Origin of the sequence: Sphingomonas sp. R647, assembly GCF_020177055.1 — a bacterium.
Taxonomy (GTDB): Bacteria; Pseudomonadota; Alphaproteobacteria; order Sphingomonadales; family Sphingomonadaceae; genus Sphingomonas.
On sequence record NZ_JAIQXT010000003.1, the window covers coordinates 473,309 to 486,820 of the forward strand.

General features: G+C 66.8%; 12 protein-coding genes. 8 read left to right on the forward strand and 4 right to left on the reverse strand.

Features of this window, described 5'->3' with window-relative positions:
• Positions 1 to 2: 2 nt before the first annotated feature.
• From recO to K9B35_RS09345, 4 genes are read left to right on the forward strand one after another with little or no spacing between them, the layout of a single operon-like run.
• Positions 3 to 734, forward strand: coding sequence for a DNA repair protein RecO (gene recO / locus K9B35_RS09330; RefSeq protein WP_224921550.1), 732 nt, complete (start codon positions 3 to 5; stop codon positions 732 to 734).
• 49 nt (positions 735 to 783) lie between these two features.
• Entirely contained in the window at positions 784 to 1,830 is a 1,047-nt protein-coding gene (leuB, locus tag K9B35_RS09335) for a 3-isopropylmalate dehydrogenase (protein ID WP_224921551.1), read from the forward strand.
• Positions 1,831 to 1,838: 8 nt separating this feature from the next.
• Positions 1,839 to 2,930 (forward strand): glycosyltransferase family 2 protein, encoded by a 1,092-nt coding sequence (locus tag K9B35_RS09340; protein WP_224921705.1) that lies wholly within the window; start codon positions 1,839 to 1,841, stop codon positions 2,928 to 2,930.
• A 42-nt stretch (positions 2,931 to 2,972) separates the two neighbouring features.
• Positions 2,973 to 3,911: a TraB/GumN family protein gene (locus K9B35_RS09345; RefSeq protein ID WP_224921552.1), complete on the forward strand. Its 939-nt coding sequence runs from the start codon at positions 2,973 to 2,975 to the stop codon at positions 3,909 to 3,911.
• On the opposite strand, the gene K9B35_RS09350 is transcribed toward K9B35_RS09345, so the two are convergent.
• The gene (locus K9B35_RS09350) at positions 3,908 to 5,146 is read right to left on the reverse strand and encodes a glycosyltransferase family 39 protein (RefSeq protein WP_224921553.1); all 1,239 of its coding nucleotides are present in this window, start codon (positions 5,144 to 5,146) and stop codon (positions 3,908 to 3,910) included. The genes K9B35_RS09345 and K9B35_RS09350 overlap by 4 nt on opposite strands.
• Positions 5,147 to 5,228: 82 nt before the next feature.
• Between K9B35_RS09350 and K9B35_RS09355 the strand changes: the two genes are divergently transcribed.
• Genes K9B35_RS09355 through K9B35_RS09370 form a run of 4 tightly spaced genes read left to right on the forward strand, consistent with a single transcriptional unit; the run spans position 5,229 to position 8,163 of the window.
• The gene (locus K9B35_RS09355; RefSeq protein WP_224921554.1) at positions 5,229 to 6,437 is read left to right on the forward strand and encodes a trans-sulfuration enzyme family protein; all 1,209 of its coding nucleotides are present in this window, start codon (positions 5,229 to 5,231) and stop codon (positions 6,435 to 6,437) included.
• Complete coding sequence (gene apaG, locus K9B35_RS09360; RefSeq protein ID WP_224921555.1) at positions 6,434 to 6,832, forward strand: Co2+/Mg2+ efflux protein ApaG; 399 nt, start codon at positions 6,434 to 6,436, stop codon at positions 6,830 to 6,832. The genes K9B35_RS09355 and apaG overlap by 4 nt, the downstream gene beginning before the upstream one ends.
• Before the next feature lie 3 nt (positions 6,833 to 6,835).
• The gene (locus K9B35_RS09365; RefSeq protein ID WP_224921556.1) at positions 6,836 to 7,630 is read left to right on the forward strand and encodes a LysR family transcriptional regulator; all 795 of its coding nucleotides are present in this window, start codon (positions 6,836 to 6,838) and stop codon (positions 7,628 to 7,630) included.
• The gene (locus tag K9B35_RS09370) at positions 7,627 to 8,163 is read left to right on the forward strand and encodes a GNAT family N-acetyltransferase (RefSeq protein ID WP_224921557.1); all 537 of its coding nucleotides are present in this window, start codon (positions 7,627 to 7,629) and stop codon (positions 8,161 to 8,163) included. Before K9B35_RS09365 ends, K9B35_RS09370 begins: the two co-directional genes overlap by 4 nt.
• Before the next feature lie 3 nt (positions 8,164 to 8,166).
• Here the strand turns inward: K9B35_RS09370 and K9B35_RS09375 are convergent, their stop codons facing one another.
• The 3 genes from K9B35_RS09375 to parE are packed head-to-tail and all read right to left on the reverse strand — an operon-like array spanning position 8,167 to position 13,399.
• A complete protein-coding gene (locus tag K9B35_RS09375) occupies positions 8,167 to 10,470 on the reverse strand; it encodes a hypothetical protein (RefSeq protein WP_224921558.1) in 2,304 nt (767 codons plus the stop codon).
• Complete coding sequence (locus tag K9B35_RS09380; RefSeq protein ID WP_224921559.1) at positions 10,445 to 11,362, reverse strand: hypothetical protein; 918 nt, start codon at positions 11,360 to 11,362, stop codon at positions 10,445 to 10,447. Before K9B35_RS09380 ends, K9B35_RS09375 begins: the two co-directional genes overlap by 26 nt.
• A gap of 54 nt (positions 11,363 to 11,416) precedes the next feature.
• Positions 11,417 to 13,399, reverse strand: coding sequence for a DNA topoisomerase IV subunit B (gene parE / locus K9B35_RS09385; protein ID WP_224921560.1), 1,983 nt, complete (start codon positions 13,397 to 13,399; stop codon positions 11,417 to 11,419).
• Between the last annotated feature and the right edge of the window lie 113 nt (positions 13,400 to 13,512).

A 13,512-nucleotide genomic window follows, 5' to 3' on the forward strand; every position in this document is an offset into this window, starting at 1 on the left:
GCATGCATCTGCGTGCCCCCGCCATCATCGTCGCGATCCGCCCGCATGGCGAAAGCGGCGCGATCGTCCGGGCGCTGACCGCCGAAGCGGGGTTGCTGGCCGGCTATGTCCGGGGTGGAAGGTCGCGGCAACACCGCCCTGTGCTCCAGCCGGGCAATATCATCCTCGGCGACTGGCGCGCCCGGACCGAGGATCAGCTGCCCGCTCTGGTGGCGGAACTGGTGCACAGCCGTGCCCCCCTGTTCCGCGAACCGCTGCCCGCCGCCGCGATCGACTGGGCCACCGCGCTGACCGCCGCGGCCCTGCCGGAGGGGCAGCCCTATCCGCAGCTCCATGCGGCATTGGGCGGCCTGCTCGACGCCATCGAAGCCGCCCCGGCGGCGCGGGGCTGGGCGGTGGCGATGGTCCGCTACGAATTGCTGCTGCTCGCCCTGCTCGGTTTCGGCCTCGACCTCGACCAGTGCGCCGCCAGCGGAGCGACTGAGGATCTGGCGTTCGTCAGCCCGAAAAGCGGCATGGCCGTCAGCACCGCCGCCGCCGCCGGCTATGAAGCTCGGCTGTTCCGCTTGCCCCCCTTCCTGCGACAGGGTGGCGCAGCGGAGTGGGACGACATCCTCGACGGCCTCCGCCTCACCGGCCATTTCCTCGACCGCGACCTGCTGTCCGGCCGCGCCGCCGAAATCCTCGCCGCCCGGTCCCGGCTGGTCGACCGCATCAACAGGGCGGTTGCGTGACGCGGCGCAGCACGGCAAGGGGCCTGCACCCTGAGCAGGTGGAGTAGTCATGCCGTTGATCGCAATCCTTCCCGGCGACGGGATCGGCCCTGAAGTGACCGCAGAGGCACGCCGCGTCCTCGACGCCCTCGATCTCGGCCTGACCTTTGAGGAAGCACCGGTCGGCGGCGCGGCCTATTTCGACAGCGGCCATCCACTGCCGCCCGCAACGCTCGATCTGGCCAAGCGCGCCGACGCGATCCTGTTCGGCGCAGTCGGCGATCCGCGCTGCGACGCGCTGGAACGGCATCTGCGCCCCGAACAGGCGATCCTCGGGCTGCGCAAGGAACTCGGCCTGTTCGCCAATCTCCGCCCCGCGACGCTCTTCCCAGGGCTTGAGGACGCCTCCGCGCTGCGCCCCGAAGTTGCCGGTGCGATCGACATGGTGATCGTCCGCGAACTCAATGGCGACGTCTATTTCGGCGAAAAGGGGATGCGCACCACCGCATCGGGCCGCCGCGAAGGCTATGACGTCATGTCTTATAATGAGGATGAGGTCGTCCGCATTGCCCGGGTCGGGTTCGAAACCGCGCGCGCCCGCCGTGGCAAGCTCTGCTCGGTCGACAAGGCCAATGTTCTCGAAACCTCGCAGCTGTGGCGCGACGTGGTGATCGAGGTCGCCGCGGACTATCCCGACATCGCGCTCAGCCACATGTATGTCGACAACGCCGCGATGCAGCTGGTGCGCAACCCCGGCCAGTTCGACGTGATCGTCACCGGCAATCTGTTCGGCGACATCCTCTCGGATCAGGCGAGCATGTGCGCCGGGTCGATCGGCATGCTCCCCTCCGCCTCGCTCGATGGCAGCGGGAAGGGGCTGTACGAACCGATCCACGGCAGCGCGCCCGACATCGCCGGGCAGGGCAAGGCCAACCCCTGCGCGACGATCCTCTCGGCCGCGATGCTGCTGCGCTATTCGCTTGGGCTCGCGGAGGCGGCTGACCGGATCGAGGCGGCGGTAACTGCGGCGCTGACCAGCGGTGCGCGTACTGCGGATCTGGGCGGCATGCTGTCCACGCAAGCGATGGGCGATGCCGTGGTGCAGGCGCTGGCGTGAACGCGGCGATGCTCGAACTGGCGGTCGTCGTCCCGACCTTCAATGAGGCACGCAACGTGCCCGTGATGGTCGCGGCGCTCGACACGGCGCTGGCCGGGCGGCGCTGGGAAGTGATCTTTGTCGACGACAACAGCCCCGATGGCACCGCCGACGTTGCCCGCACGATCGGTCGCAGCGACCCGCGCGTCCGGGTCGTGCAGCGGATCGGCCGACGCGGCCTGTCCTCGGCGACGATCGAGGGCATGTGCGCCACCGCTGCCCCGTTTGTCGCAGTGATCGATGGCGACATGCAGCATGACGAGACGCTGCTCCCCAAAATGCTTGAGGCGCTGCTGGCCGACGACAGCGTCGACGTCGCGATTGGTTCGCGCTTCGTCGAGGGTGGCGGCACCGGCGAATGGGACCGCGACCGCGTCGCCAAGTCGGAACTCGCAACCCGCATCTCGCGCAAGGTGCTCAAGGCCGATCTCAGTGATCCGATGAGCGGCTTCTTCATGGTCCGCAGCGATGTGGTGCGCGGCATCATCCCGCATTTGTCAGCAATCGGGTTCAAGATCCTGCTCGACATCCTGACCGCCAGCCCGCGCGCGTTGAAGTTCGTCGAACTTCCCTATGTGTTCCGCACGCGCCAGATCGGGGAGAGCAAGCTCGACCATGTCGTGGCGATGGAGTTCCTGATCGCGCTCTACGACCGCATGTTCGGGCGGGTGGTGCCGGTGCGGTTCGTGATGTTCTCCGCGATCGGCGCGATCGGCGCGGGGGTCCATTTTGCGGCCTTGTGGCTGCTCTTCCGCCTGTTCGGGTACAGCTTCCTCACGGGCACGATCGTCGCGACGATGATCGCGATGACGTTCAACTTCTTCCTCAACAACGCGCTCACCTATCGCGACGCGCGGTTGAAGGGGTTCAGGCCGCTGCTCGATGGCTGGATCGGTTTCTGCATCGTCTGCTCGGTCGGCGCGGTGGCGAATATCGGCGTGGCGGCGTTCCTGCACGATGTTCAGCAGGCGCAATGGGCACCTTCCGCACTCGCGGGAATCGCGGTCGCGGCGGTGTGGAACTTCGCGCTGTCCTCGCGCTTCGTATGGGGGCGGTACTGACGCTGCCTTATTGACGCTTTGATTGCCGGTGAAGCTGCGGTGATGAACCGTTCGCGCCTGCTTCTTTTCGCCCTCGCGCTCTCGGCGAGCATTGCCTGTCCCGTTGCCGCGCAGGAGGCTGCGCCTGACGCGACCGAGGAGGTGGTCGTCACCGCCCGCAACTCCGGCGCGCCGATGTGGACCGTTCGGACTCCCGCCGGGGTCGTGCTGGTCGTAGGCGAGATGCGCAATGTCCCCAAAGCAACGCCCTGGTATCCCGACCGGCTGGAAAAAGCGGCCGGCGGCGCACAGCGCATCATCCTCGGTACCAAGGCCAAGGTGTCGCCGGGCGACATCCTGCGGCTGATCTTTTCGGGCGGAAAGCTGACCAAGTTGCCCGACGGGCGCGTCGCCGCCGACTATCTCGACGCGCAGCGGCTGGCGCGGTTGCGCGCGATCGAGGCGCGTTACGAACAGGACTATGATCGGCGCAATTTCCTGATCACGTCGTTCGACCTGCTCTCGCGCCGGCTGGCGTTCAGCAAGGACACGGGGGACGATGCGACCGATGTCGTGCGCAAGGCGGCGCGGCGCGGCGACATCCCCACCCGACCGGTCGGCGAAGTGCGCGGCGAGGACATGCTCGACAATCTGTTCGCCGCATCACCGGAAACGCATATCCCATGCCTCGACGCTGCGATGACAGCGGCAGAGGTCGGCCCCGAGATCGTGCTTGCGCGCGGCAAGGCCTGGACCGGCTACGACGTCCCTGCGGTGATGGCGAACCCGCTGGAGACGGCGTTGGGCCGCTGCTGGCCCTGGACCGACACTAATCTCGGGGCGGAATTGCGCGGGCAGTGGGTCGTCGCGCTCGATGAGGCGGTCGCCCAGCCGGGCGTGACGCTTGCGGTTGTGCCGATCCGGGTGCTGGCGGAGGAGGGCGGGGTGCTCGACCAGCTCAAGGCGCGCGGCCTGGACATCAGCGGACCGCGCTGGCGTTAGGCCCAGCCGGGCAGCCACATCCAGCGCGTAAACGCCCGCGTGCTCGTCAAATCCTGCGCCGCGATGATCGGGTAGAAATAGGCGAATAGCCCGACCGCGGGGAGCAGCAGCCACTCGTCGCGGCGCTTCAGTACGTCGCGCCAATGGTGGAAGGCGACCGCCAGCACCGCGCACAGGATGATGCTGGGCAGATAATAGTAATAAAAGAACCCAAGCGACTTGGGGATCACCGCCCACACCCCGAGCGAGAACGTCCACAGGATCGCGGCGGCAAGCGGCGCGCCCGCCTTGTCCCGCAATCCCGCCCACCAGCACGCCGCGACCGCTACAAGGCCGGTCCACAGGATCGCCGGATTACCGATCAGCAGCACCCCGCGCATTGCCCCCTGATCCGGCTCATAGAAATACCAGATCGGGCGCAGCATCAGCGGCCAGGTCCACCAGCTCGACTGGTAGTTATGCGCCGCCAGCACCTGCGTCTGCAGCGCCAGCATCTCGAACTGGAACGGGATCAGCCGCGCCAGCGTCATCGGGTTGGTGGCGTAGAAAAAGGCGGGGGCGAAGGTCGCGAAGTAGGTGGCGATGCTGACCACGCCCATCACGGCAAGCGCGGGCAGCCAGTGCATCCCCCCGAAGCGTGCGCGGTCACGGTGCCGCAGCCAGAGAAAGGCGACTCCGGCCAGTGCGACATAGGGCACCGCCGCCCACTTCACCCCGACCGCCGCCCCGAACAGCACCGCGCACCCGAGCCAATAGCCCCAAGCCCGCCTCGACTCGGCGCGCATTGCGGCGAGGAAGGCGACCCCGGCCCAGACCAGAAACCCGCCCATGAATATGTCGAGCATCCCGATCCGCGCCTGCACGAACACCATCTGCCCCAGCATCGCAAAGATCGCGGCGAACAGCGCCGGCCGGGTCGCGCGGGTCAGCAACAGCGTAAAGGAATAGACCCCGGCGATCGTCGCGCTGCCGAACAGCGTCGAAAACAGCCGCCACCCCAGCGCATTATCGCCGATCAGATGAATGCCCAACGCAATCAGCGACTTGCCCAGCATCGGATGTTCGGGATTGGTGATGTGCGTGAAGTCGAGCAGCACCCGAGCGGCGGTGACGTAGTGCACTTCGTCGAACAACAGGATGCTCGGGCGCTCGACGCCGATGGCGAACAGGATCTGCGCAACGACCGCGAGAAGCAGGCCGAGCAGGACGGGGCGCTGTTCGAGACGGTCGAGCATTGGGCGAGTCGATAGCTGAGCTTCGCGCCTGCGTCACCCGTTGCGCTTGCGCCCGCGCGCCATCCGCTTCTAGAGGGAAGCCATGAAGCGCCGCACCGGACAAGATCGCAGCATCACCCGCAACTGGAAGCCCGCAACGCTCGCGGTGCGCGGTGGGACCGCGCGCAGCGAATGGGGGGAGACGAGCGAAGCGCTCTTCCTCACCTCGGGCTATGCCTATGACTGTGCCGGGGACGCCGCCGCGCGCTTCGCCGGCGAGCAGCAGGGCATGACCTATTCGCGGCTGCAGAACCCGACGGTCGAGATGCTCGAACATCGCATCGCGCTGCTCGAAGGGGCCGAGGCGTGCCGCGCGACCGCATCCGGCATGGCGGCCATGACCGCGGCGTTGCTGTGCCAGCTGTCGGCGGGCGACCATCTCGTCGGCGGGCGCGCTGCGTTCGGATCGTGCCGCTGGCTGACCGACACGCTGATGCCGCGCTTCGGGATCGAGACGACGGTGGTCGACGCGCGTGATCCCCAGCAATTCGTCGACGCAATCCGCCCGAATACCAAGGTGTTCTTCTTCGAAACCCCGGCCAACCCGACGATGGACATCGTCGACCTCAAAGCCGTGTGTGACATCGCACGCGAACGGGGCATCACGACCGTGGTCGACAACGCCTTCGCCACACCCGCGCTGCAGCGGCCGATGGAGTTCGGCGCAGACGTGGTCGCCTATAGCGCGACCAAGATGATGGACGGGCAGGGCCGCGTGCTCGCGGGCGCGATCTGCGGCACCGAGGAGTTCATCACCAACACGCTGCTGCCCTTCCACCGCAACACCGGGCCGACGCTGAGCGCGTTCAATGCCTGGGTGGTGCTCAAGGGGCTGGAGACGCTCGACCTGCGCATCCGCCGCCAGAGCGAGAATGCGATGAAGGTCGCGCGCTTCCTTGAAGGCCGCGTGCCGCTGGTCAACTATCCCGGCCTGCCCAGCCATCCGCAGCACGCGCTGGCGATGAGCCAGATGGCAGCGGTCGGCCCGATCTTCTCGTTCGAACTCGATGGCGGGCGCACTCAGGCGCACGGGCTGCTCGACGCGCTCGGCCTCATCGACATTTCGAACAATATCGGCGATTCCCGGTCGTTGATGACTCACCCCGCCTCCACCACGCACAGCGGCGTCGCCGAAGAACAGCGGCTGCTGATGGGCGTGCGCGAAGGGATGCTTCGGCTCAATGTGGGGCTTGAGGATGCCGACGACGTGATCGCCGACCTCGATCAGGCGCTGGCGGCGGTTGGTCTATGAAGGCGCTGTTCGGCCAGGAGGCGGTCACCCGCGACATCACGGTGCGCGTGTCGGTCAGCTACCTGTCCGATCAATCCGAACCCGGCCGCGGCCGCTGGTTCTGGGCCTATCATATCCGCATCGAAAACGACGCGCACCAGGCGGTGCAGCTGCTCTCGCGCCGCTGGACGATCACCGACGGGCGCGGCAGCCAGCATATGGTCGAGGGCGAGGGCGTCGTCGGCGAACAGCCGATGATCGCACCCGGATCGAGCTATGACTATGTCTCCGGCTGCCCGTTGACCACGCCCACCGGCTGGATGGAGGGCAGCTATGTGATGGTCGGCGCCGACGGCCATGAATTCGACGTCGCGATCCCCCGCTTCGCGCTGCGTGCGCCGGCGGTGGCGGAGTAAGGCATGAAGCGCACCCATCTCCCCCTCAACGGCCTGCGCGTGCTCGACGCGGCGGCGCGGCATCTGTCCTTCACCCGCGCGGCGGACGAGCTGGCGGTGACCCCGGCGGCGGTCGGCCAGCAGATTCGCGCGCTTGAGGATACGCTGGGCGTCGTACTGTTCCGCCGCACGACCAAGGGGCTGGAGCTGACGCCCGAGGCGCATGCCGGGCTCGATGCGCTGCGCGCCGGTTTCCTTCAGTTCGAGGAATCGGTGCGCGCGATGCAGGCGGGGCAGTCGTCCAAGTCGCTGACCATCGCCGCGCCGCGCGACCTGACCGAAAAATGGCTGATGCCGCGCCTCGCCGAAATCGCGCGCGCCGACCCCGAACTGCGCTTCGTGCTGATCGCAGCGGACGAGGCGATCGACTTTACCGAGGCCAATCTCGACCTCGCCATCCGCTGGGGCGAAGGTCCCGGCGAGCATGAGGGCGAGGCGCTGGAGAGTGACGGGATGGTCACTGTCGCCAAGCCCGGCGGACGCGGTGAAACGCCGATCGGCTGGCCGGGCTGCGTCGCGGAAGATGGCGCGGCGTTGGTCAAGGTCGGCGATGCCGGACTCGCGCTCGACGCCGCAGCCGAAGGGCTGGGTCGCGCGACCGTGCCCGAACTGCTCGCGCGCGCCGATATCGAAGCGGGCCGGGTCGCAGTGGTCGGCGATCCGATCCCCTCGCGCCTTGGCTATTGGCTGGTCGCGCCGCTGCCGCAGTGGCGGCAGAAAAAGGTGAAGACGCTGGTCGAGGCGCTGGCGGAGGCGTGACTGCGCTTCCCGTGCTTGAAACCGCGCGGCTCAGGCTGCGGGGGATCGTCCCCGATGATGCCGAGGCGATGTTCCCGGTTTTGTCGGACGCCCCGCTGATGCGCTGGTGGTCCAGCGCACCCCATCGCGATGTTGCCGAGACCCGCGCTTACCTGACCTATGCGCCCGATCCCGATGACATGCGCAGCTGGGCGATCACGCTTGGCGAGGCCGCTCCGGCGATCGGTTGGGTGACGGTGATACGACGTCGCCCCGGAGTGAACGAGATCGGCTATATTCTGGCGCGTGATCATTGGGGGTCCGGGATTGCGCATGAGGCCGTAGCGCGGGTGATCGACCTGCTCTTCCACGACGAAGGCCAGCGCCGCGTGTTCGCGGATGTCGACCCGGACAATGCCGCGTCGCGGGGCTTGCTCGAGCGGTTGGGTTTCAAGGTCGAAGGCCATCTGCGCGCCGAATGGGAAACCCATATCGGCGTCCGCGACACGATCATCTACGGCCTGTTGCGCGACGAATGGGCGACGCGCGGCTGACGATCAGCGCCGGGTTGAGGCGCGAATGGCGTCCACCAGAATCCAGATCAGCAGCGGCACGAACAGTGCCAGCGCGATCGCCATCGCGACCTCGACGCTGCCCATGATCGCGGTGCCGACCTGCTTGTCCGCCGCCGTTGAAAACAGCAGCGATTTGGGCGCAGTGTCCTCCCCAGCCGCCTTCTCCCCGATCCAATAGATCATCTGACCCGCGCCAAAGATGCCCATGCCGCCCAGCAACAGGTTGATCCGCAGGTCGCGGCGGGCGCTCTCCTGATCGGCGCGCTGCTGGCGGCGGCGGCGCAGGTCGCTGGCGTGATCCTCCAGGCTGGCGATCGCGGTGGTCAGCGCTGCCTGTTTGCGATTGGTACCGCGCAGATCCTGCAGCTTGGCGAAGACATCGCGCTCGGTATCGTAGCGGAACGGGTTGGCGTAGCGGAACCGCTCATAGTCCTCGAACTCGGCGAGCTTGGCCCGATTGATCAACAATTCGGTCGGGTCGCCGGCATCGTCGGGGTCGATCTTCTCGCGGTCCTGTAACGCCTCCAGGGCCGCGCTGTTGCGCGGAGGGCGTCCGGCGGTCATTGCCGTGATCCGTTCGATCCGCGCCATGCTGCGTTCCTCATGCGCGCGCGCAAGGAACTCGTTGTGCAGTGCCAGCAGGTGGATCAGGAACGCGTAGGGGCAGGTGCCGATGTAATCGTTGCCGATCTCAAGGCTGCGGCTGCGCGGGACATAGGTGATCATCGCGCGGTGGTTGGCGTAGCGGACGAAGAAGCGCTCGTCCGACTGTTCGTCGCTGTCGGGATAGATCGGGTCGATGCTGTCCAGGATCTCCGACGTGTCCTGGTTCATGAAGTCGATGATGTTCTGGTTGAACCCGGCGAGAAACAGATAGTCGAGACAGTCGGCGCGATTCAGCTCGAACGCCGGCACATGGTGGCGGATCGGGGTCGCCAGCGGTTCGTGTTTCGCATTGAGCAGCTGGACACAGGTGCCTTCGCGCATCGCCTTTTTCAGGCCGTCATGATCGTTGGGCTTCAGCAAGACATGGGGCGGCGCACCCCGCACCTTTTTCGCGCCTTCGGCTGGGGCGCGCGCAAATCCACCGGCGGCGAGCATCGCGTCATATTCGGCCCGCTTTGTGGCCCAGTTCCAGAAATCGGCCGCCACGCGATCGCGCGGATCGACCTCTTTCTTCTCCTGTTCCTCCGTCGGTTCGCCAAGGTGAACGCGGCGGGGCGGCAATCCCTTGGCATCGGGCGCGGTCAGGTCGCTGATCTGCTTCTGGTAGGGCGCATAGCATCCATCGCGGACCATCGATTTGCGCGGGACCGAGGCGAGTCCGGCGGCGTCGAGCGGCATCAACCGGTCGAACAACCGCTCGTCGTGCACGACGAACATGAAGCGCGACTTGGGCACCTTCAGCCCCGGCACCTCGATGAACGGGACCATGTCGACAAGGCCGGTCTCGAACCCGTGTGCCGGCGCAGGGATATCCAATTCGCGCGCGAGTCGCGGAAAGAGGGCTCGTGCGTCGCGCGTGAGGCGCTTCTGAACGAACGGCCAGAAGCGTGCCGCGCTGCCGTCCGCATCTTCGACCTTGAGCGTATCGAGCGGGTCGATGCCGAGCGGCGTGTCGCTGAACACATCGACATAGGGATCAGCGGTCTCGATCAGCGCGGTCAGCAGTTCGGGCTTGAGCGCATATTCCTTGGGCGCGGCCAGCTTTTGCAGCAGCGACAGGAAATAATAGGTCGATGGATCATAGCCCGACCGCGCGACGCCGTTCTCGTCGAAAACTTCCGCATAATGGTGGTTGAACGACAGGTGATAGGTGAGCGCACCGTTGTTGTGCGAGACCCAGAAGGTGCGCAGCCCGACGCGGCGCGGATCGTCGAGCGCGGGGGGATGCGCTTCGAACGTTACCCCCTCGGTCATCCAGGTCGTGCTCTTCTCGACCTTGAATGTGAGCGGCTCGCTCTGCCGGATCAGCGCGGCGGCGTCTTCGAGGTCGTTGCACTGCGCAGCGGTGGTGGCGAGCAGATATTCCTGTACCTCACCCTGCGTCTCACGGTCGGCGATGTCGTTGAACAGCGGATCGATCGCATTGCGCAAAGCGAGCGAGGGGAGGTGGCGCATCTGCGCGCGGCGGAACACCGAAGACGGGAGGTGCTCGACAGCCTTGCGGCCGAGCGCCTGGGCGACCCGGTCGGGCTCGATATAGAGCGACAGGGTCCAGTAGATCGTCCCCGGAACCGCGGCGTCATAGCTGCCGGGCTTATGCTCCCGTCCCCTGGTCGCCATGTCTGCAAGCCTCCCGTGCGAGATCGCGGAAAAAGTCGAAATCGGGGCGCGGCGTCGCCGCCAGCCGGGCGAGCGCCGGTGCCATCGGCAGCAGCGCGACCGGATCGGCGCGGGCGGCGAGTGCATCCAGCTGCTGCGCCGCTGGCCCGCCGGGGGCCTCCGCTTCGCCCTTGAGCACCGAAATCCCGAAGAAGCTCTGCAAATGATCGCGCAGCAGCGCTGCGGGAACGGCGTCGCCCGGATAGCTGATCGCGGCGTAGATCAGCCCGTCATCGGGATGCTGCTCGGCCGACAGCGCTGGCTGAACATAGGGGAAATCGACCACCCGCGCCCCGATCCGCGCCCAGATGGCGAGACGATCGACCTGATCCAGTCCCGAATGGTCGCTGTCCGCAGCATAGGCTTCAGCGGTCAGGCGCAGCGGGTCATTCTGTTCGATGAACAGCACCGGCGCGGGGCCGTCCGGATCGAGGTCCAGCACGCTCAGCGCGGTGCGGCGGACATCGGCGAGGATGCGGCGCAGCAGCCCGCGCCCGCGCGCGGCCGCTTCGACATAGACATAGTTGAGCGCGACTGTCGCAGGGGCAGGGGCGTCGCCTGCGGTAGTGGCGGCGAGGAAGTTCGCACCGCCGAGCAGCACGCCGTCGGCATCCTCGAACGCCATGGCCACTTCGCAATGGCGGCGGCCATAGGCGTTGCGGTGCGTTTCATTGAGCGCGAGGCACTGGACGAACCCGTCAAACTCCTCACGCTCATCGGGCAAGATGAAGGCGCGGTCATAGCCGTCGAAAAACCGGCGCAGCACCGGCGAATGCGGGTCGCTGGTCGCGCTGACGCGGACCCCGTCGTCCCAGGTCCATGAAAGATCGGCGACGGGCGTGGACAGGCTCATGCCGTCATTCTTGTCACGCGCCGCCCCGCCCCGCAATGGCAGGACCGGCCCATGTCAGGCGTCGATCGCTTCCTCGTCCAGCCGCGCGGCATTTTCCTGGATAAAGGCGAAGCGATGCGCCGGGTTGGTGCCCATCAGCCGATCGACCAGATCCTTGACGCCTGCGCGCTCCTCATATTCCTGCGGCAGGGTGATGCGCAGCATGCTGCGCGTCTTGGGGTCCATCGTCGTCTCGCGCAGCTGGCCCGGGTTCATTTCGCCGAGGCCCTTGAAGCGCGACACCTCGACCTTGCGCCCCTTGAACGGCCCCGCCTCGATCTCGGCGCGGTGCGCGTCGTCGCGGGCATAGAGACTCTTGGCACCGGCGGTCAGGCGGTAGAGCGGCGGCTGGGCGAGATAGAGGTGCCCGCGCCGCACGATGTCGGGCATCTCCTGGAAGAAGAAGGTCATCAGCAGCGTCGCGATATGCGCGCCGTCGACATCGGCGTCGGTCATGATGACGATGCGTTCGTAGCGCAGATTGTCCGGCTGGCAGTCCTTGCGCGTGCCACAGCCTAACGCGAGCGTCAGGTCGGCGATCTCGCTGTTCGCGCCGATCTTGGCGCTGGTCGCCGACGCGACGTTGAGGATCTTGCCGCGGATCGGCAGGATCGCCTGCGTCTTGCGGTCGCGCGCCTGCTTGGCGCTGCCGCCTGCGCTGTCGCCCTCGACGATGAACAATTCAGTGCCGGCGGGATCGTCGGCGGAACAGTCGGTCAGCTTGCCCGGCAGACGCAGCTTGCGGCCCGAAGTCGCGGTCTTGCGCTTGACCTCGCGCTCCTGCTTGCGGCGCAGGCGGTCGTCCATCCGCTCCAGCACGTAGTTGAGCAGCGCCTTGCCGCGCTCCATCTTGTCGGTGAGGAAGTGATCGAAATGGTCGCGGACCGCCTTTTCGACCATCCCCGTCGCCTCGGGCGAGGTCAGGCGATCCTTGGTCTGGCTCTGGAATTGCGGGTCGCGGATGAACACCGACAGCATCAGCTCCGACCCGACCATGATGTCGTCGGCGGTGATGTCCTTGGCCTTTTTCTGCCCGACCAGCTCGCCGAACGCGCGGATGCCGCGCACCAGCGCCTGCCGCAGCCCCTGTTCGTGGCTGCCGCCATCGGGGGTCGGGATGGTGTTGCAGTACCAGCTATAGCTGCCATCGCTCCACAACGGCCACGCGACCGCCCATTCGACGCTGCCCTGCGCTTCGCCGGGAAAGTCCTGCCGCCCCGCGAAGAACTCCGCCGTCGCGCCCTCGCGCGCGCCGAGCTGTTCCTTGAGGTGGTCGGCAAGCCCGCCGGGGAACTGGAACACCGCCTCCGCCGGGGTGTCGTCGGAAATCAGCTCAGGCGCGCATTTCCAGCGGATTTCGACGCCCGCGAACAGATAGGCCTTGGACCGGGCGAGCTTGTAGAGCCGCGCGGGCTTGAACTGCATCTCGCCGAAAATCTCGGTATCCGGCGTAAACGCAACGCTGGTGCCGCGCCGGTTGGGCGCCGCGCCGACCGCCTCGATCGGTCCCAGCGTCTGCCCCTGGCTAAAGCGCTGGCGATAGAGCTGGCGGTCGCGCGCCACCTCAACCACCATGTCGGTCGACAGCGCATTGACCACGCTGCTGCCCACGCCGTGCAACCCGCCCGAGGTCGCATAGGCCTTGCCCGAAAACTTGCCGCCCGCGTGCAGCGTCGAGAAGATCACCTCGAGCGCCGACTTGTCGGGGAATTTGGGATGCGGATCGGTCGGGATGCCGCGACCATTGTCGACGACGGTCAGCCGGTTGCCGGCGTCCAGCGTCACTTCGATCCGGCTGGCATGGCCCGCGACCGCCTCATCCATCGCATTGTCGATGATCTCCGCGGCGAGGTGGTGCAGCGCGCGCTCGTCGGTGCCGCCGATATACATGCCCGGCCGGCGGCGGACGGGTTCGAGCCCCTCCAGCACCTCGATCGAGGCGGCGTCGTAGCTGTTGGAGGGAGTGGCTGAACCGGACTGGAAAAGATCGGATGACATTTGTTCTGGCTAGTCCTCCCCATGCTCCGGGGCAAGCGCGGGTGTTGCTGCACGGCAACATGATCCCGGAAATTTGGAACGGGTCGGGAAAGAAGCGCGGTTTGCCTCGTTAA

What these genes read in the sequence shown, in the direction of transcription:
- recO (WP_224921550.1), top strand. Translation starts at nt 3, where the DNA reads ATGCATCTGCGTGCCCCCGCCATCATCGTCGCGATCCGCCCGCATGGC.
- leuB (WP_224921551.1), top strand. Translation starts at nt 784, where the DNA reads ATGCCGTTGATCGCAATCCTTCCCGGCGACGGGATCGGCCCTGAAGTG.
- K9B35_RS09340 (WP_224921705.1), top strand. Translation starts at nt 1,839, where the DNA reads ATGCTCGAACTGGCGGTCGTCGTCCCGACCTTCAATGAGGCACGCAAC.
- K9B35_RS09345 (WP_224921552.1), top strand. Translation starts at nt 2,973, where the DNA reads ATGAACCGTTCGCGCCTGCTTCTTTTCGCCCTCGCGCTCTCGGCGAGC.
- K9B35_RS09350 (WP_224921553.1), bottom strand. Translation starts at nt 5,146, where the DNA reads ATGCTCGACCGTCTCGAACAGCGCCCCGTCCTGCTCGGCCTGCTTCTC.
- K9B35_RS09355 (WP_224921554.1), top strand. Translation starts at nt 5,229, where the DNA reads ATGAAGCGCCGCACCGGACAAGATCGCAGCATCACCCGCAACTGGAAG.
- apaG (WP_224921555.1), top strand. Translation starts at nt 6,434, where the DNA reads ATGAAGGCGCTGTTCGGCCAGGAGGCGGTCACCCGCGACATCACGGTG.
- K9B35_RS09365 (WP_224921556.1), top strand. Translation starts at nt 6,836, where the DNA reads ATGAAGCGCACCCATCTCCCCCTCAACGGCCTGCGCGTGCTCGACGCG.
- K9B35_RS09375 (WP_224921558.1), bottom strand. Translation starts at nt 10,470, where the DNA reads ATGGCGACCAGGGGACGGGAGCATAAGCCCGGCAGCTATGACGCCGCG.
- K9B35_RS09380 (WP_224921559.1), bottom strand. Translation starts at nt 11,362, where the DNA reads ATGAGCCTGTCCACGCCCGTCGCCGATCTTTCATGGACCTGGGACGAC.
- parE (WP_224921560.1), bottom strand. Translation starts at nt 13,399, where the DNA reads ATGTCATCCGATCTTTTCCAGTCCGGTTCAGCCACTCCCTCCAACAGC.